The following is an 18,658-nucleotide window of genomic DNA, read 5'->3' on the forward strand; positions in this document are numbered from 1 at the left end:
GGTCAGCGGGCTCCCCGGGTAGCGCGGTTACGGCCGAAGTGTTGTATCAACCAAGGCAACAGCGGGGTAGAGATTTCCAGGCTGTAAAAGCTTAAACCGAGTTTACGAGCGCTGGCTTCCAGAGATTGGCAGCGCTGGCCAAATGCCCGGCTAATGGCGGCTGCCTGTGGCGCGTTGAGTTGCAGGCGCTGCGTGCCGTTGCTGATGGCCAGCCGGCTGTCTGCCGGCGGTTGCGCTTCCAGTTGATCGTACAGGTGAATCAGCAGCACATCATTGTGCCGGCCGATAAGCGACAACTGGCGCTCGGCGGCGGGCGTCCAATCGGAAAAGTCGCTGATAATCGCCAAGGTAGTACCGGGTTTCAGCGCGCGCGCACACTGGCTTAGCTGGTTGCCAAGGCTCACTTCTTCGGCCAGGCCGAAAGGTTGGGTGAGGGCATGGTTGCAGGTGTGCAGCTGGTTAATCATGTTGAGCATGGCGTGCTGGCGGCCCTTGGGGCGCAAATCTGTAATGCCGCTTGCATGGGCGAGCATTGCGCCAATGCGATCGCCGGCCTGGCTTGCCGCCCAGCCCAGCAGGCAGGCCAGGTGCGCGGCGTACACAGATTTAAAACACTGCCGGCTGCCAAAGAACATGCTGGCGCGCTGGTCTACCAACAAAAATACCGGTTTTTCCCGCTCTTCACTGTAGAGCTTGGTAAAAGGCTTTTGTGCCCTGGCGGTTACGCGCCAATCGATAGTGCGCACATCATCGCCGGGTTGGTAGGCCCGAATTTCGGCAAACTCCATGCCGCGCCCACGAAAGTGGGTGCGCCTGGCGCCGTGCAGCAGGCTTTGGCTGCGGGCTTTGGCTGGCAGCGATAAGTCCTTCGCCGCCAGCCGGGTTTGCACCAGGGCGCGAAGGTCTGTGTAGGGGCCTTTCGGTTGCAGGAAGTCGTTCATCAGCTAACGGCTACAACGTCCAACAGCTTTTCTATTACCTGGTCTACATTTACCCCGCTGGCCTCTGCTTCAAAGGTAAGCAGTAAGCGATGGCGCAACACATCGGGCACTAGGGCTTGTACGTCTGCGGGGGTCACAAAATCTCGGCCGTTCAGCCAGGCGTGGGTACGCGCAACGCGCTCAAGCGCAAGTGTTGCGCGAGGGCTTGCGCCATATTCCAGCCACCCGGCCAACTCATTGTTGTACTTGGCCGGGTGGCGGGTGGCATCTATTAAATGCACTATGTAATCCTCAATGGCCTCCGAGACATGCAGCCCCAGTATTTCCTTGCGCGCGGCCAGCAGCTGGGCCTGGCTAAGCGGCGCCGGCGGCTCGCTTGATTGATTCAAATTTTCTTCGCGCACCAGTTTTAATATGGCCTTTTCGGCCTCAACCGACGGGTAGCCCACCTTTACGTGCAGCAAGAAGCGATCGAGTTGCGCCTCTGGCAGGGGGTAGGTGCCTTCTTGCTCAATGGGGTTTTGTGTGGCCATAACCAAAAACAGGGTGGGCAGCGGGTAGGTGTTGCGGCCCACAGTAATTTGGCGCTCGGCCATGGCCTCCAAAAGTGCCGATTGCACCTTGGCCGGCGCACGATTGATTTCATCGGCCAGTACCAGGTTGTGAAACACCGGCCCTTGCTGGAACTCAAAGGTGGCGGTTTCTGCGCGGTAGATGTCTGTGCCGGTGACATCGGCAGGCAGCAAATCGGGAGTGAACTGCACCCGGTGGAAGCTGCCCTCAACACCTTTGGCCAGCTGTTTGATAGCCTTGGTTTTTGCAAGGCCCGGGGCACCTTCAACCAGCAAGTGGCCATCGGCCAAAAGCGCAATAAGTAGACGTTCAATCAGGTCGTTCTGGCCAACTATTTGGGCATTCAACCAGTCTTTCAATTGTGAGACTTGTGCTTGTGTGGTCATAGGATTGTTGTTCGTTATACCTGTCAAAAAGAAGGATTGCAGTTACTAGACCGAGTCATAGACAGCAATATCACGCGTTGGTTCTTTATTTGGGGGCACAATGAGTTGATACAAGGGCTGTTTTTGGTGCGATTGGTCTATGCTTTGTACAGTTCGGCGACGTTGGCTACTTTTTGCCCGACAAGAGGGCCCGGTTGAACTGAATAGAGCGTAAATTGCCTGAAACTACACAAAAGGACGGCAGGCTGCGCTTGCCACTATCGGTGCATAACGGAACGCGGGGCGTTCTTCGGAGATATTACGTGGATACAAGTTTGGTTGCGGCTGACAACAAAGACGCGTTTATAAGCCAGCTATCGGCACTCATTGAGGAGCGCCTCAGCGGCAAGAAGGCTCAGCAGGTTAAGGCCTTTGCCGTGGAGTACTACGATCAGTTCCCCATAGACGAGCTGGAAGGGCGCAAGATCAGCGATATCTACGGCGCCGTTTATGGCTGGTGGAATATGATCAACCAGCGGCCGGCGGCACCGGAGCCGAAGGTGCGGGTGTTCAACCCGAGCCTGGATGAAGATCACTGGCTTTGCCCCCACACGGTGGTGGCCGTTGTACAGAGCGACATGCCATTTTTGGTGGATTCCATTCGCATGGAGCTAAATCGCCGTGGCATTTCTGTACACACTGTGTACTCCAGCATTCACAATGTTGGCCGCGATGAGGCCATGAAACTCACCGAGATAGTGCCGCGCCATGAAGCAGCCCCTAAGAAAAAGGGTGTGAGCTTTGGTAAAGAGGCGCTGATTTACTTTGAAATTAACCTGCATACCGATGCCGAAGAAATGGCTGAAATTGTGGCCAGCCTGCGGGATATTCTACTTGATGTAGACGTGGTTGTGCGCGATTACAAGCCCATGCTGGCAGCCGTTGGGCAGGTAAGTAAAAATTTGGCCAAGGTTCCCGACAGCGAGCACGTGGTGGATTTGGCAGAGAGCTGTGAATTCGTACGCTGGCTGGCCGATGGCCACTTTACCTTTATGGCCTACTCAGAGTACGAATTTTTTGATCAAGACGGCACCCGGGCGCTGCGCGAGGTCACTGATAAACGCCTGGGCCTGTTCCACCGGCACTCTAAAGATACCGGTGCGGTGGTTATCGATGATTTTAACGCCGGTATGGCGCGCTTTCATTTAACGCCAAAGGTGTTGGCGTTCTCTAAATCTTCTGTGCGTTCACGGGTGCATCGCCACGCCTATTCAGATTATGTTGTAGTCAAGCGCTACGACAAAAACGGCAAGGTTGATGGCGAATGCCGGTTTATGGGCCTGTACACTTCTCCCGTGTACACCCTAAGCCCCACTAAAATTCCACTGATTCGCAAAAAAATCGAGCAGGTAATCGAACGTGCCGATTTAGATCCGCAAAGCCACGACTGTAAAGCCCTAAAACAAACGCTTGAGACTTTCCCGCGCGATGAGCTATTCCAAAGCAGTGGCTCTGAGCTGTTTGAAACCTCTGTTGGGGTAATGCGCATTAATGAGCGCTACCGCGTAAAGCTGTTTATGCGCCGCGATCCCTACGGCAAATTTGTAAACGCACTTTTGTATGTGCCGCGCGATATTTTCAGCACAGCCATACGCCTTAAAATTCAGGAGTTAATCAGTAAATCCATTAACGCCAAAGAGTGTGAATTCACCACTTATTTTTCCGAATCTATTCTTGCGCGCGTGCACCTGGTGTTTCGGGTAGATCCAAGCAAACCCATTGAATATGACGTGCGCAAGCTGCAAGAAAAAATTATAGATATCACCCGCACCTGGGAAGATCATCTGCACGCTGCACTGGTAGAAAATCACGGTGAAGAAAAGGGTGCGCGCTTGTTTAAAAGTTACCAGCACGCCTTTAGCAGCGCCTATCGCGAACACTTCGATGCGCGGGCTGCGGTGTTTGATATTGAAACCATGGGCAATATCATAGGCCCCGATGCCCTGGGGATGAGCTTTTACCAGCCTGTGGGCGTTGAGAAAAACTCCTTCAGGTTTAAGGTGTTTCAGCGCAACACCACCCTTGAGTTGTCAGACGGTATTCCGGTGCTTGAGCGCATGGGCATGCGGGTTATTGGCGAGCACCCTTACCGCATTGATGTGGGCGAAGATCGCTATTGGATGCACGATTTCGAGCTGGTCTATGACTTGCCAGCCGACATTGACGTGCATTCTGCGCGGCATTTGTTTCAGGAAGCCTTTGCTGCCGTATGGGGCGGACGTACCGAAAACGACAGCTTTAACCAGTTGGTGTTAGGGGCATCGCTTGAGTGGCGCGAAGTGGCGATTTTGCGTATTTACGCGCGCTACATGAAGCAGACGACCTTTAATTTCAGCCAGACATACATAGCCAATACCCTGGCAAATCACATGGCCATTACCCGCAATTTGGTGGCGATGTTCAAGGCCAAGTTTGATCCGGCAGAAAACGACGGCTCTGAAACCGCTGTTAGCCGAATTAAACAATTGGAAACCGAGATTCTCACAAGCCTGGATAATGTCGATAACCTCAACGAAGATCGCATTATTCGCCGTTATCTGGATATGCTAAACGGTAGCCTGCGCACCAACTTTTTCCAGAAGGGCAGCGATGGTGAGCACAAAGATTACATATCCATCAAGTTCAGCCCGCGCTCAATTCCAGAAATTCCGGAGCCGCGCCCGCTGTTTGAAATTTTTGTGTACTCGCCCAGAGTAGAAGGTGTGCATTTGCGTGGCGGTGCAGTTGCGCGCGGTGGTTTGCGTTGGTCTGATCGCTTGCAAGATTATCGCACCGAAGTGTTGGGCCTGGTTAAAGCGCAGCAAGTGAAAAACGCCGTGATTGTGCCCAACGGCGCCAAGGGCGGGTTTGTTTCCAAGCAGCGCCCCAAGGGCGGCGACCGCGAGGCCATCCAGAAAGAAGGCATTGAATGTTACAAAATATTTATTCGCGGCCTTTTGGATGTTACCGATAACCTGATTGATGGCGCCGTGGTGCCACCGAAATCTGTGGTGCGCCACGACAGCGACGACCCCTACCTGGTAGTGGCCGCTGATAAAGGCACGGCCACCTTCTCTGATATTGCCAACGGCATTTCCAAGGAATACAACCACTGGTTAGGTGATGCCTTTGCCTCGGGCGGAAGCCAAGGTTACGACCACAAAGGTATGGGTATTACCGCGCGCGGCGCCTGGGTGGGTGTTAAGCGCCACTTTATGGAGAAGGGGTTAAACACACAAACGACGGATTTCACCGTGATTGGTATCGGTGATATGGCAGGCGATGTGTTCGGCAACGGCATGTTGATGTCTGAGCATATTTGCCTGGTGGCGGGCTTTAACCATTTACACATTTTTATTGATCCAACGCCGGATTCCGCTAAATCATTTAAAGAGCGCAAGCGGTTATTTGAGTTACCACGCAGCAGTTGGACAGACTACAACCAAAAACTCATCTCCAAAGGTGGCGGGATTTTCGAGCGCTCTGCGAAATCTATTCCCATAAGCCCTGAGATGAAAAAAGCTTTCGCTATTAAAGAGGATAAGCTTACCCCAACAGATTTGATTTCCGCCTTGCTGAAAGCGCCAGTAGATTTGATTTGGAACGGCGGCATTGGCACCTATGTGAAATCAACCCAAGAAAGCCACGCGCAGGTGGGCGATAAAGCCAACGATGCGCTGCGGGTAAATGGCCGTGATCTGCGCTGTAAGGTGTTTGGTGAGGGCGGCAATCTGGGTATGACCCAGCTCGGGCGTATTGAGTTTTCGCTGGCCGGCGGTGCCTGTAACACAGACTTTATCGATAACGCCGCCGGTGTTGACTGCTCAGACCACGAAGTAAATATCAAGATTTTGCTCAATGAAGTGGTGTCTGGCGGCAATCTCACCGAGAAGCAGCGCAATAGCTTGTTGGGTGAAATGACCGATGATGTGGCCGATTTAGTGCTCTACAACAACTACCGGCAAACCCAGGCCATTAGTATTGCCCAGTTTCAATCGCGCCAGCGGGTAGGGGAATATCGCCGGTTTATTAATGCCTTGGAGGCCAGTGGGCGCCTGAATCGTGCGCTTGAGTTTCTACCGCCCGATGATGTTCTGGTAGATCGCCAATCCCAGGGTAAATCGCTCACCCGGCCCGAGCTTTCTGTGTTGGTGTCTTATGCAAAGGTGCAGCTCAAAGAAGAGCTGGATGTGCCCGCCATCACCGATGATGCCTACATAGCCTCTATTGTGGAAACGGCGTTTCCCGCCGAGGTGCGCAAGCGTTACAAAGAGCAGGTGTACAGCCACCGCTTGCGCAGTGAAATTATTGCCACCCAGCTTGCTAACGACATGGTTAACATCATGGGCATTAATTTTTGTCAGCGGCAGATGGAATCCACCGGCAGCAACCCCGCCGAAGTGGCCAAAGCCTATGTGGCGGCGCGCGATATTTACGAGCTGGATGCCTTCTGGCGCGACATTGAAGCGCTCGACTACAAGGTGGATGCCCAGCTGCAACTGGACATCATGAGCCGCATGATGCGACGCATCCGCCGGGCATCGCGCTGGTTCTTGCGCAACCGTCGCACCAACCTGGATGTGGCCACCGAAGTTAAAGCTTTCCGTGCGCCGCTCACCAAGTTGCGTATTGCGCTGCCCGACATGATTCGCGGCGAACCCAGAAAGCAGTGGGAGGCGGAATCCAGGCGCCTGATTGCCGCCGGCGTACCGGAGCCGGTGGCAGCACGAGCGGCCATTCCCATCAACGTGGCGCCAGGTTTGAGTATGGTAGAGGCCGCCGTGCAGTCTAAAACCGATATTCTGCGCGTTGCGGAAATTCAAATGGCCGCCAGCGACTTTTTGGGGCTGGATTGGTTTGCCGATGAGATCTCTAACGTAAAAGTTGAGAACTACTGGCAATCCATGGCCCGTGAAGCCTTCCTGGATGATCTGGATTCGCAGCTGCGTTGCATCACGGTTTCGCTGATTCGCTTGCTGGAAAAAGATCAAAGCATTGAAGCGGCCCTGGCCATCTGGGCAGACCGCCACAAGGTGCTGGTGGATCGCTGGCGTTCCATGATTGCCGATTTGCGTGGTGCAACTGGCACCGATTACGCCATTTTCTCTGTGGCGTTGCGTGAATTGCTGGATTTGGCACAGGCGAGTCAGTTCAGCCAATAAGCTATGGGCGGCCAGGTTGAGGTGCAGTTAGCCATTAGCCGTGATGAGCTGCTCCGGTTGTACCGGGGCAGCGCGCGGGTGGTGTCGGCTGTGGCGGTAGATGGCCGCCGCATTCGCTTCCCCGCTGACGCGCTAAGACGCCTGGTGACCGACAAAGGCGTGTATGGGCGTTTTGCCATAGAGTTTGACGATGCCAACCGATTGATCGCCGTTCGCCCTTTGTAAGCCCCCGTGCGGCATTTGCCTGTACGGGTGCATGGCTGCGCGCTTTCCAGTATCCTTGCCCGCCAGAACACACCTGATGGGAAGCCTCCATGTACGCCATTGCCAAACCCCTGTTATTTGCCCTTAACCCGGAAACAGCCCACCACTTCTCCCTGGATATGCTGGGGGCCTGTGAGCGCTTGAAGCTCTTGGGATTTATGGCGCCTGAAGTACACGGGCGGCCTGTGGAGCTAATGGGGTTAACCTTCCCCAACGCCGTGGGCTTGGCCGCAGGCCTTGATAAAAATGGCGACTACTTCAATGCGCTGGGGCGTTTGGGCTTTGGCCATGTGGAAATTGGCACCATTACCCCGCGCCCGCAGCCGGGCAACCCCAAGCCGCGGCTGTTCCGTTTGCCCGAGCAGCAGGCCATCATCAATCGCATGGGTTTTAACAACAAGGGTGTTGATCACCTGGTACGGCAAGTCAAACGGCGCCGGTTCGACGGCATTTTGGGTATTAACATCGGCAAGAACTTTGACACGCCAGTGGAAAAGGCCTTTGAAGATTACCAAATTGCCATGGCCAAGGTTTACCCCTATGCCGATTACATTACGGTAAATATTTCTTCGCCCAATACCCCGGGGCTTAGAAGTTTGCAGTACGGCGAAAGCCTCAAACAATTGCTGGATGTGGTAAAAGAAGAGCAGGCCAAACAGGCGCAAGTGGTGGGTAAATACGTACCCCTTGCCATTAAGGTTGCGCCAGATCTCACCATTGATGAAGCAGAACAGGTGGCGAATGCCATTTGTGGTGCCGAGATGGACGCCGTGATTGCCACCAACACCACGCTTTCACGAGAATTGGTGCAAGGCTGTGAGCACGCCGATGAGGCAGGCGGGTTGAGTGGCGCGCCAGTGCGCGAAAAGGCCACAGAAATTATTCGCCTGTTAAGTGCAGAGCTTAAAGGGGAGGTGCCTATTATTGGCGTGGGCGGTATTTGCAGTGGTGAAGATGCCGCGGAGAAAATTCAGGCGGGTGCGTCACTTGTGCAAATGTACAGTGGGTTTATTTATCGCGGCCCAGAGCTCATTGCCGAAGCCGTAGACGCCATAGATTCCTTGGCAAAATAACGCGTTTTTTAACGCAAAAAAAGGCAGCGCATTGCGCTGCCTTTTACTTAGCATAAATGACTTTGCATAAGTTTAAGAGGCGAGGTTGCTAAGCTTTTGTGCGCACGCCGCCATATTGTAACCATTCCAATGATCTTCCCGCGCTTCGCGCCAGCCGCTTAGCCACTCTTGCCGGGCTGCGCCTTGCTGGTGAGGGCAGAGATCGCGGGACCGACCTCTAATTGCTGCCATGTATCCTTTGTTGAATGCCAATTCGATCTGGTTACGTTTTTGTCTTTTCATAAATAAAGCACCTTGGCTGTTTACTATTTCAAACTCGTTACCGAACAATGTTGCAGTCACCGAAGTGACGGCGATTTCAGGCCTCTCAGGTTAGTGTGTGGGATGGATTAGCAATGAATGTCTGGCGCTCCAGCGGGCAGGGCAAGGGCTGTGTTTTTCGCAGGTTGTTTTGGGCTGTGCAAGTTTACTTTCCTTCTGCCTGTTGCCTAGTTTTACCGGCCAATACCTTGTACGGCCTACCGCATGAGCGTAACGGTAGCCGGCGGGCTCGCCCGCCGGCCGTGGGTGTGCAAGCATCAAGGCCCGCTGAGGCACAGGGCCATAGGCCTGTGCAGCTGGCTTGTGCTTCATAGTGAACAGCGTGACTAGCGCACCCTGTATCACCCGGCCCCAATCCCGTTGGTATCCCTACACAGGTATTGAGGATGACTATTTGGGCCAAAGCCTGGGGCTCTGGCGGGTCCTTAATGAGCGTAGGGCAATTCCAGCAGGTAAGTAAGGTGGAATCGTGCAAAGGCCCCAATGTGTTTTATACCTGCGCTATGCAGGCCAAGCGGGATTTTACCCGTTACAATAGCGCCCTTTGTGGGCGGATGATCAGTACACCAAAATCGGTTCTGCTTGTGAATGAATAAAATCTTCTATGTTCACAGCCTATTATTGTTCAAGGCTATATTGTGAAGGTTTTATGATAATTACACCTAAATACTAGCCCAAATATCTGAATTTATGCCGAAATGGGTGCGAATACGCACGTTTTGAGGTGGGAACTCCCGTTATGACCAAATATGATTTTTTTGCCACCTGCCCAAAAGGCCTGGAAAACCTGCTGTTTACAGAGCTTCAGGCGCTGGGCGCCGAAACCCTGCGTGAAACGGTGGCGGGTGTGTATTTCACAGGGGAGCTTAGCCTTGGCTATCGCGCGTGCTTGTGGAGCCGTCTGGCCAACAAAATTCTACTGCCACTCAACCAGTTTTCTGTGTCCAGCGATCAGGATTTATACGATGGTGTGGCGGCGGTGCCGTGGGCGGAGCACGTGAGCCCGTCGTCCACCTTTGTGGTGGATTTCTCGGGCAGCAGCTTTGCCATTCGCAATACCCAGTTCGGCGCCCTTAAAACCAAAGATGCCATTGTGGATGCGTTGCGCACGGCCACTGGCGAGCGGCCCTCTATTGCAAAGCAAAACCCCGATTTGCGGGTTAACGTGCGGTTATCGCGCGGGCGCGCAACCGTGAGCCTGGATCTCTCCGGTGAAAGCCTGCACCGCCGGGGCTACCGCCTGAAGCAGGGGGCCGCGCCCTTGAAAGAAAACCTGGCCGCGGCTGTGTTGTTGCGTGCAGGCTGGCCTGCAGTGGCGGCCAAGGGGGGCGCCTTAATAGACCCGATGTGCGGCTCTGGCACCTTGTTGATTGAAGCCGCGCTAATGGCCGCAGACATTGCGCCGGGCCTATTGCGCCCGCGTTTTGGCTTTGAGCGCTGGCTGCAACACCAGAACGATTTGTGGCTGTCGCTGCGTGAAGAGGCCCGTGAACGAAAGCGTGCAGGCCTTGCCAAGCCCCTGCCTGAAATTCGCGGATACGATGCCGATGTGCACGTTATTCGCGCGGCCGAGGCAAATGTGCTCACCGCCAAGCTCGATCACTGGGTGAGGCTCAGTCGCAAAGAGCTCAAAGATTTTACCCAGCCCACCCATAAGCAGCTGGAGGCGGGCATGGTGGTGACCAATCCGCCCTACGGTGAGCGCCTGGGCGATGCCGATGCGCTGGCATATTTGTATCGCTACTTAGGCGATCGCATGCGTGAATCTTTCGGCGGTTGGCAGTTGGCAATTTTTACCGGCAACCCGGCCCTGTGCCATGAGCTGGGTATGAAGGCCCATAAAAAATACAAGCTCTATAATGGCACCCTGGAAAGCGAGTTATTACTGTTTGATGTGCATGCGCGCGACGAGCAGGCACTTGCCGCCGCCCGTGAAGCCCAGAGCCTAGAGCGCCGCGCCTATGTGCCCGCAGAGGTCACGTTGAGTGCCGGTGCGGAAATGTTTGCCAACCGCTTAAAGAAAAATCAAAAGCAGTTGGCGAAATGGCTGAAAAAAGAATCCATTGAATGCTACCGCTTATACGATGCCGACATGCCCGAATACGCCGTCGCTATTGATGTGTATGGCCCCTTGGTACATGTGCAGGAATACGCCGCGCCCAGCAGTGTGGATGAGCGCGCAGCCAAGCGCCGTTTTGATGATATAAAAGCGGCAATTCCCGTGGCCTTGGGGGTAGACCCCGCCGATGTCAGCTATAAGCAGCGGCGTCGCAATAGCGGAAGTAGCCAATACGAGAAGTTATCTGTGCGCACCAAGCGCGAGCCCATCAGTGTGCGTGAAGGGCAGGTGAAGTTGTTGGTGGATGTGTGGCAGTACCTCGATAGCGGCCTGTTTTTGGATCATCGCCCACTGAGGTTGCGCATTGCCAGCGAGGCGCGCAACAAACGTTTTCTGAATTTATTCTGTTACACCGCAAGCGCCAGCGTGCACGCAGCTGTGGCGGGTGCCAAGTACACGCTGAGTGTGGATATGTCGCGCACTTATCTGGATTGGGCGCGCAAAAATTTCGCAGAAAATGGTTTGGGCGAACAGAAAAACCGCCTGGAGCAGGCCGATTGCATGCAGTGGCTTCGCACGGCAGAAGGCGAATACGATCTGATCATGTTAGACCCGCCGAGCTTTTCCAATTCCAAGCGTATGGATGGCGTATTGGATGTGCAGCGTGATCATGGGCAGCTAATCGACGATGCCATGCGGCTATTAGCCGCCAGCGGTACCTTGTACTTTTCAAACAATCTACGCACTTTCGTGCTGGATGAAAGTGTGCAGGCGCGCTACAACGTAGAAAATATTTCCCCTCAAACGCTGGATAAGGATTTTCAGCGCAACAGCAAAATACACCAGTGCTGGAAAATCACGCATCGCGATTGAGATTGTTAATATTTCTGTGTGGTTTAAGCTAAAGCGCCAAAGGCAGATGCCGGTGGCGCTTTTTTTATGTTTTTTAGCGGGCGCTACTAATGATTGCTACAGGCCGCACTCGGTGCGTATGGCGCGGGCAAAGGCCTGGCTTGCTGCGCCAAGTTCAGCGCGCCTTGCGGCACCTGTGCCTTCGCTATAACAAAAAGACAGCCGCAGTTGGTTGAGCCCCGCCTTGGGGTTGCGCACGCGTGCATCGGCCGGAAAAAAGCTGAAAGTAGGGATGGTAACTACCCCGTATTCGGCCACTAAACGCTCGGTAAAGGCCTTATCGCAGCGAATGCTTGGGTGGTTTAGGGTAAAGACCGAGAAAAAACCGGCGCCCGGTGTGGTCCAGCCAAATAGCTCTGGTGTATCCCCCAATTTTTCTGCAAGCGTTGAAAGCAGTATTTCACGATTTTCCCGGTACACACGGATTTTTTCTTCGGCTACCGGCCACAGGCTTTCGCGCGGTTTAAATTGATCATCCAGCAAAAACGATTCAAAGCCACAGAGTGCCTCTGGGTTGTGCATTAAAAAGTCTGCACTGGCTTCGGTCATTAGCAGCTGGGTGAGCGGCACCTTGGCACCGCCTGCAATGGTGAGTGTGGCCTCGGTATAAATGAATCCGATGCGCGGGCCCGGCAGGCCAATTTTAGAGGCGGTAAACAGGTGTACTGTTTGCTCGGGCGCCAGGCTTATGAAGGGCAGGGGGCGCGCCTCGGGTGCTTCAAAATTGATATAGCTGTAAGGAGCATCCTCAACCAATAATACATCGGCATTGGCCAGCACCTTGATGATTTCCTGGCGCCGTTGCGCGCTAAAGGATATGCCGCCGGGGTTATGGCCATCGGGTACTGTGTAGTAAAAGGCAACGTCGTAGCCGTCGGCGCGCGCTTGCCTGATTTGCGCGGCCAATGCCTCGCAATCCGGGCCTTCGTTATCCATTTCTACCGAATAGATGCGCGCCTTTTGGTAGAGGCTGGCCCGCGCAAGGAAGCCCGCGTAGGTGGGGGCATCGGTGATGTAGGCCACTTTGTTGCCCGAGCGCTCAAACAGTGAACACAATAAATTGATACCGCCGGTGGAACCAACGGTGGGAATCAGGTGTTCGGGCGCTAAATCTGCCTTGAAGTCTGCCCCGTATATGTTGGCGAACAACTCACGGGTGCGCAGTGCGCCTTGGGTATCTGTGTAGCCGTAAAGCGGCTGCAAAACCGCTTTGGTGCCCGTGGTTTGCCCGAGGTGCGCGTAGTAGGCATCTTTGTGGGCCAAAAACGCCGTAGGGTCTGTAACCTCGGGGTGCGGGTAGCCAGCGCCCAGGTGGTGTAGGGCCAGGCCCTTGGATTTGGCAATTTGCGCAAGCTTCGGCAGGGCGGCGGCCATTTCGCGGGTTACGCTCACGGGAGCTTGGGTGAGTTGGGTTGCATGCATGGTTTGGTCACTGACAGCGATAATAGTCTCGCCATGATGCGTAATGGCGCTTGAAATCTCAAGAGAGCGGTCGCTGGTAGTGCTTTGCTTTGTTAAACTTTTGCGCCTGGTGCCCCTCTGGAATTTGCTATGAAGCCTTTTGTTGTAAACAGTAAGTTTGAGCCCGCTGGCGATCAGCCCACGGCCATAGCAGGCCTTGTGAAGGGGCTAGAGGCAGGCCTTGCGCACCAAACGCTGCTGGGTGTTACAGGATCGGGTAAAACCTTCACCATCGCCAATGTGATTGCCCAGATGCAGCGCCCCACCATGGTCATGGCACCCAACAAAACCCTGGCTGCGCAGTTATACGGTGAATTCAAGGAATTCTTTCCGGAAAACGCAGTGGAGTATTTCGTGTCTTACTACGATTACTACCAGCCGGAAGCCTATGTGCCGTCGTCAGATACGTTTATTGAAAAAGACGCCTCGATAAACGAGCACATAGAGCAGATGCGTCTATCTGCCACTAAAGCGCTTATGGAGCGCAAAGACGCCATTGTAGTGGCGACGGTTTCCGCGATTTACGGCCTGGGTGACCCAGAGGCCTACCTGAAAATGGTGATCCATCTGGTGCGCGGTGATCGGGTAGATCAGCGCACCTTGCTGCGCCGCTTGGCGGAGTTGCAATACACCCGCAATGACATGGATTTTCACCGTGCTACCTATCGCGTGCGCGGTGAAATAATTGATATCTACCCGGCAGATTCCGATGCCGATGCCGTGCGCGTTGAATTGTTCGACGATGAAATTGAACAAATCACATTGTTTGACCCGCTCACCGGTGCCCCTATTCGCAAGGTAGCACGCTTCACTGTTTACCCCAAGTCTCACTATGTGACGCCCCGCGAGCGCATTTTGGAGGCAGTTGAACAAATTAAAGTGGATTTGGCCGAGCGGCTTCTGCATTTGCGCGCCACCAATCAACTGGTTGCCGCCGAGCGTCTGGAGCAGCGCACCCGTTACGATATAGAAATGATGGTGGAGCTGGGCTACTGCAACGGCATTGAAAACTATTCCCGCTATTTGTCTGGCCGCGAGCCCGGGGCTGCGCCGCCCACACTGTTTGATTACCTGCCGCCCGATGCCTTGCTGGTGATTGATGAATCCCACGTGGGCATTCCGCAAATCGGTGGTATGTACCGCGGTGATCGCTCGCGCAAGGAAACTCTGGTGGAATACGGGTTTCGCTTGCCCTCGGCACTAGATAACCGCCCCATGCGCTTTGATGAATGGGAGCGGCTGGCACCGCAGATGATTTTTGTATCGGCCACCCCTGGCGATTATGAAAAAGAACACGCAGGCCAAGTGGTAGAGCAGGTGGTGCGTCCCACGGGGCTTGTTGACCCGCAAGTGGAGGTGCGGCCCGCGCAAACCCAGGTGGATGATGCGCTGTCTGAAATTCGTGCGCGCGTGAATGTGGATGAGCGGGTGTTAATAACCGTGCTCACCAAACGCATGGCGGAAGACTTGACCGAATACTTGGCCGAACATGGCGTGCGTGTGCGCTATTTGCACTCGGATATCGACACCGTAGAGCGCGTTGAAATTATTCGCGATTTACGGCTGGGCGAATTTGATGTGCTGGTGGGCATTAACCTTTTGCGCGAAGGCCTGGATATGCCAGAGGTATCACTGGTGATGATTATGGATGCCGACAAAGAAGGTTTTCTGCGCTCCGAGCGCTCGCTTATTCAAACCATTGGCCGGGCAGCGCGTAACCTGAACGGCAAGGCGATTTTGTATGCCGATAAAATCACGGGCTCTATGGAGCGCGCGATGGGTGAAACCGAGCGCCGCCGCAACAAGCAGCTGGAGCACAACGAAGCCCATGGTATTACCCCTAAAGGCGTTAAGAAATCTGTTGCCGATATTCTTGAGGCAGGGCAGGCGCCGGGCAAAAAACGCCAGAAGGGTGCAGGGCGTAAGGGCAGGTACGAGGTGGAAGTGCCCGAAGGTGATGTGTGGTCGCAAATTGCGGCGCTTGAAACAAAGATGTTCCAGCATGCCAAAGATCTGGAGTTTGAACAGGCCGCCCAAGTGCGTGATGAAATCAGCAAATTAAAACAGAAGGCCGTGTGATAAGCGCTTGAAATACCCGGCCGGTGCCGATGAGGCATTGGCCAGGTTGTTCGTGCTACATTGGCATGGCTTAGAAAAGCCTGCCTCTATACTCAGTAGTTGAGCTCTACCACTACCCTAAAGCCCACATCGCTGTAGCGCTTACCCGCAAAGCGGCCCTCGCGGTAATAGTTTGTGATTTCCGAGGCGGAGTCTTTCATGGAGCCGCCGCGCACTGTGCGCTTGTTGCAGTCTGACGTGATTACAGCAGAGCCATCGCGCGGTGCGGAAACGAAGTGGTTCTGGAAGCAATCTTCCACCCATTCGGCCACGTTGCCGGCGGTATCGAATACACCGTAAGGGTTGGCAGAGTAGGTGCCCACCGGCGCTGTTTTGGTGATGAACAGGCCTGCAAAATCGCTGTCGCAGCGCGAGCGACAATTGGCTTTGCCCTTGGCGTCGCCCTCCCACCAGTAATCACCGGTGGTGCCGGCGCGGGCAACGTACTCCCACTCGGCCTCGGTGGGCAGCCGGTAGCGTTTACCGGTGGTTTTAGACAGCCAGGCAACGTAGTTTTGCGCCTCTTCCCAGCTCACATTGATGGCCGGGCGCGCGCCGCGGCCCCAGCGGTTGTCATCTAACTGGCCCAGGCTTTCGGCCTTCAGGTATTTATCAAAATCCGCGAAGGTAATTTCAAAGCGGCTAATGGCAAAGGCTTCGCTAATGGTTACGCTGCGAATGGGCATAGTGGTGCTGCTGTTTTTATCGCCCATGTCAAAGCGGCCGGGGCCGATGATGACCATCTCCGGCCCCAGTTCGCCACTGGCCAAATCATTTTTGAAAATACTGCCAGGCTGAATGACCTTTTTTAGTTTTACGGTGTGTTCTAACTGCGCGTTGTCGATTTGCACCCACTCTTCATAGCCGTGGTAGCCCTTGGCGGTAACCTCAACGCGGTAGCGGCCGGCGGGTAGCTCTATGCCGTGGCGGTAGCGGTCTCTGATGTTCAAAATGCGAATGCGTGCATCCTCCGGGTCTGCAGTCACCGTAAGTGCATAGGTGGGTGGCGGCGGTGCGGGTGTTTCCTCGGGTTCAGGCTCGGGCAGTGCAACGTCGATAGCTGCCTCTTCTGGCGGGGCATCTGTACTCTGTTGGGTCACGGTTGCTGCGGGCGCAGGGCTGGCTACAGCGGCTTCTGGCGTGGGCTCGGGGGTAGGGCTTCTGAGTATAGGTTGTGGCGACTCAGTGGCAGCCACAGGCAACACCGTTTGGGCTTTTTCATCCACCAGCGCTGCGCTAAATTGCGCGGCATTGTATAGCCAGTAGGGGTAGCTATGTTCGCCCGGCAAATCAAAGCGCGCCAGTGCCACAGAAAAGGTAAACCACAGGGTGCCCACCACCGCAGAAATAGACAGCACCCGGGCCAGGCTGAACTTCGGGCGCCCGGCGGCTTGATAGAAAGCCGCTTTTTGAATGCGCGTAGACACCACGGTGGAGCGGTCGTTTTCGCTCGTGTCGGGCGTGGTGGTTACCTCGGTAATGGTGATGTTGGGGCGCCGGTAAAAGCCCCGCTTGGGTGACCAGCGCCAGCTGTATACCTCTTGGGCGATGGCTTTTATCTGGGCTGCAATGGCCACATAACTTGTGAGTACCAGTGCTTTAAAGAGCGTGGCAATATGCATGGCCGAAGGCTCGGTATTCGACATATACCTGGGCCGGCTGCCACTTAAGGTGGCATCTAGCTCTTCAATGGCAATCGCAATTTCCCGCCCGCGTTGGAAGCGGTCATCGGGATCTTTGGCGAGCAATTTATTAAGCAGTTTCTGGTACAGTGAATATTGTGGCGGCAGCCGCGGAATAGGGGCGGTAAGGTGCTTGATGGCAATGGCTACCGCTTCATCTGCCTTAAACGGTACAGAGCCTGTAAGCATTTCATAAAACACAATGCCCAGGCTGTAAATATCCGATCGCCCGTCAATACTTTTGCCGCGAGCCTGCTCTGGGCTCATGTAATGGGGTGTGCCCACTACCATGCCCGCGTTGGTCATTTGCGATGAGCTGCTGACGGTTTTTGCCACGCCAAAATCTGATAGCACCGCCGAGTTGTTTTCGCGAAACAAAATGTTTTCAGGCTTGATGTCGCGGTGGATGTAACCCTTTTCGTGCGCTAGATCCAGGGCCAGGGCCATTTCGCGCATGATGCGCAGAATTTCAGCGGTGCTGAGGCCTGTGGCCATTTTGTCGTGCACTGAACCACCGGGCAGGTAGTCCATGGCGATGTAGTTCAGGTTTTTATAGCGGCCAATATCGTAAATAGAAACAATGTTGGGGTGCGAGAGCTGGCCAACAATGTTGGCCTCGCGCTGAAAACGCTCGCTGAAAATCGGATCGGCATTGAGCGCAGGCGACATAACCTTCAGCGCCACCTCGCGCCCAACACTCAGCTGAATGGCAAGATAGACGGTAGACATGCCGCCTTGATTGATCTTGCGAATAATTCGGTAACCGGGAATTTGCATATTGTTTTAGCCAAGCAACCAATAGCAAAGCAGCCCAAACGATGCGAGTGCGAGGCTGTAGAGTGAGAAATCGAGACTGGAATTCCCTGTCAGTTCCGGCAGCCAATCCGTTATGGCTGTGTAAAAGCGGCGTTTGGTGAGCGGCGATTCCACCACCTGGATGGTAATGTTGTCGTTGCCGCCGCTGTCGAGTGCGGCCTGTAATAATTTGGAGACGGCGTCTTTCGGTGAGCGGCATTCGCACAGCAAACGGGCCAGTGCTTCATCGTCCAACTCATCGGTCAGGCCATCGGAGCACAGCAATATCCACTGATCTTTTTCCCACACGCCGTGTACTTGATCTACACGCACATTTTTAAGCTCTTGCGAGCCCAGGCATTGGGTGATGACATTGCGATCTGGGTGCTGGTCTTTATCAGCAGCGCTGATGGCACCGGTATCTACCAGCATTTGCACGTAGGAGTGATCGAGCGTGAGTTGCTCCAGGCTGCCGCCGTCTGGTTTGAAGGTCCAGAGGTAGGCGCGACTGTCGCCCACCCAGGCCACTTCATAATCTGATTGTTTGCTTTTAAGGGCTACCACGGTGCTGCCCATGCCCGGCGCGCCTACACCGTCTTTGGCGGCTTGTAATATAGCTTTGTGGGAGTTTTCAATGGCAACACTGAGGTTAACTTGTTGTTTCACCTGTTGCTTGATGCAATCGCGCACTATGGCACTGGCAACTTCACCGGCTTCGTGGCCACCCATACCGTCTGCCACTACCCAAACGCCAACATCGGGGCCTGCGAAGTAGGTGTCCTCGTTGTTGTCACGCGTGAGGCCTTTATCAGTGGCTGCGCTGTAATTGAGTGGTGGCATTTGCCGTCCTGCTCGCTGGAATCATCTTATTAGGTATGTGCCGAACGCTCATT

General features: G+C 54.6%; 11 protein-coding genes. 5 read left to right on the forward strand and 6 right to left on the reverse strand.

The window, feature by feature from the left end:
• Positions 1-2 precede the first annotated feature (2 nt).
• Both L1F30_RS07450 and L1F30_RS07455 read right to left on the reverse strand, forming a co-directional pair.
• Positions 3-941: a DUF58 domain-containing protein gene (locus L1F30_RS07450; protein WP_253361235.1), complete on the reverse strand. Its 939-nt coding sequence runs from the start codon at positions 939-941 to the stop codon at positions 3-5.
• Complete coding sequence (locus L1F30_RS07455; RefSeq protein ID WP_253361237.1) at positions 941-1,900, reverse strand: MoxR family ATPase; 960 nt, start codon at positions 1,898-1,900, stop codon at positions 941-943. Before L1F30_RS07455 ends, L1F30_RS07450 begins: the two co-directional genes overlap by 1 nt.
• Positions 1,901-2,202: 302 nt before the next feature.
• On the opposite strand from L1F30_RS07455, the gene L1F30_RS07460 reads away from it, so the two are divergent.
• The 3 genes from L1F30_RS07460 (at position 2,203) to L1F30_RS07470 (ending at position 8,417) form a co-directional block, all read left to right on the forward strand.
• Positions 2,203-7,080 (forward strand): NAD-glutamate dehydrogenase, encoded by a 4,878-nt coding sequence (locus L1F30_RS07460; protein WP_253361239.1) that lies wholly within the window; start codon positions 2,203-2,205, stop codon positions 7,078-7,080.
• A gap of 3 nt (positions 7,081-7,083) precedes the next feature.
• Positions 7,084-7,305 (forward strand): DUF2835 family protein, encoded by a 222-nt coding sequence (locus L1F30_RS07465; protein ID WP_253361241.1) that lies wholly within the window; start codon positions 7,084-7,086, stop codon positions 7,303-7,305.
• 89 nt (positions 7,306-7,394) lie between these two features.
• Entirely contained in the window at positions 7,395-8,417 is a 1,023-nt protein-coding gene (locus L1F30_RS07470; protein WP_253361243.1) for a quinone-dependent dihydroorotate dehydrogenase, read from the forward strand.
• A gap of 72 nt (positions 8,418-8,489) precedes the next feature.
• On the opposite strand, the gene rmf is transcribed toward L1F30_RS07470, so the two are convergent.
• Positions 8,490-8,699 (reverse strand): ribosome modulation factor, encoded by a 210-nt coding sequence (gene rmf, locus L1F30_RS07475; RefSeq protein ID WP_253361245.1) that lies wholly within the window; start codon positions 8,697-8,699, stop codon positions 8,490-8,492.
• Between the two features lie 778 nt (positions 8,700-9,477).
• Between rmf and rlmKL the strand changes: the two genes are divergently transcribed.
• A complete protein-coding gene (gene rlmKL, locus L1F30_RS07480; protein WP_253361247.1) occupies positions 9,478-11,670 on the forward strand; it encodes a bifunctional 23S rRNA (guanine(2069)-N(7))-methyltransferase RlmK/23S rRNA (guanine(2445)-N(2))-methyltransferase RlmL in 2,193 nt (730 codons plus the stop codon).
• A gap of 96 nt (positions 11,671-11,766) precedes the next feature.
• Here rlmKL and L1F30_RS07485 read toward each other — a convergent pair whose 3' ends face one another.
• Entirely contained in the window at positions 11,767-13,131 is a 1,365-nt protein-coding gene (locus L1F30_RS07485; protein ID WP_253361249.1) for a pyridoxal phosphate-dependent aminotransferase, read from the reverse strand.
• Positions 13,132-13,260: 129 nt separating this feature from the next.
• Here L1F30_RS07485 and uvrB point away from each other — a divergent pair, with 129 nt between their 5' ends.
• Entirely contained in the window at positions 13,261-15,249 is a 1,989-nt protein-coding gene (gene uvrB / locus L1F30_RS07490) for an excinuclease ABC subunit UvrB (protein ID WP_253361251.1), read from the forward strand.
• Between the two features lie 92 nt (positions 15,250-15,341).
• Here the strand turns inward: uvrB and L1F30_RS07495 are convergent, their stop codons facing one another.
• Both L1F30_RS07495 and L1F30_RS07500 read right to left on the reverse strand, forming a co-directional pair.
• Complete coding sequence (locus tag L1F30_RS07495) at positions 15,342-17,747, reverse strand: bifunctional serine/threonine-protein kinase/formylglycine-generating enzyme family protein (RefSeq protein ID WP_253361253.1); 2,406 nt, start codon at positions 17,745-17,747, stop codon at positions 15,342-15,344.
• Between the two features lie 6 nt (positions 17,748-17,753).
• Positions 17,754-18,605 (reverse strand): PP2C family serine/threonine-protein phosphatase, encoded by an 852-nt coding sequence (locus L1F30_RS07500; protein ID WP_253361255.1) that lies wholly within the window; start codon positions 18,603-18,605, stop codon positions 17,754-17,756.
• Positions 18,606-18,658 lie beyond the last annotated feature (53 nt).

Source organism: Simiduia sp. 21SJ11W-1, from assembly GCF_024138675.1.
Classification (GTDB): Bacteria; Pseudomonadota; Gammaproteobacteria; order Pseudomonadales; family Cellvibrionaceae; genus Simiduia.

What these genes read in the sequence shown, in the direction of transcription:
- L1F30_RS07450 (WP_253361235.1), bottom strand. Translation starts at nt 941, where the DNA reads ATGAACGACTTCCTGCAACCGAAAGGCCCCTACACAGACCTTCGCGCC.
- L1F30_RS07455 (WP_253361237.1), bottom strand. Translation starts at nt 1,900, where the DNA reads ATGACCACACAAGCACAAGTCTCACAATTGAAAGACTGGTTGAATGCC.
- L1F30_RS07465 (WP_253361241.1), top strand. Translation starts at nt 7,084, where the DNA reads ATGGGCGGCCAGGTTGAGGTGCAGTTAGCCATTAGCCGTGATGAGCTG.
- L1F30_RS07470 (WP_253361243.1), top strand. Translation starts at nt 7,395, where the DNA reads ATGTACGCCATTGCCAAACCCCTGTTATTTGCCCTTAACCCGGAAACA.
- rmf (WP_253361245.1), bottom strand. Translation starts at nt 8,699, where the DNA reads ATGAAAAGACAAAAACGTAACCAGATCGAATTGGCATTCAACAAAGGA.
- rlmKL (WP_253361247.1), top strand. Translation starts at nt 9,478, where the DNA reads ATGACCAAATATGATTTTTTTGCCACCTGCCCAAAAGGCCTGGAAAAC.
- L1F30_RS07485 (WP_253361249.1), bottom strand. Translation starts at nt 13,131, where the DNA reads ATGCATGCAACCCAACTCACCCAAGCTCCCGTGAGCGTAACCCGCGAA.
- uvrB (WP_253361251.1), top strand. Translation starts at nt 13,261, where the DNA reads ATGAAGCCTTTTGTTGTAAACAGTAAGTTTGAGCCCGCTGGCGATCAG.
- L1F30_RS07495 (WP_253361253.1), bottom strand. Translation starts at nt 17,747, where the DNA reads ATGCAAATTCCCGGTTACCGAATTATTCGCAAGATCAATCAAGGCGGC.
- L1F30_RS07500 (WP_253361255.1), bottom strand. Translation starts at nt 18,605, where the DNA reads ATGCCACCACTCAATTACAGCGCAGCCACTGATAAAGGCCTCACGCGT.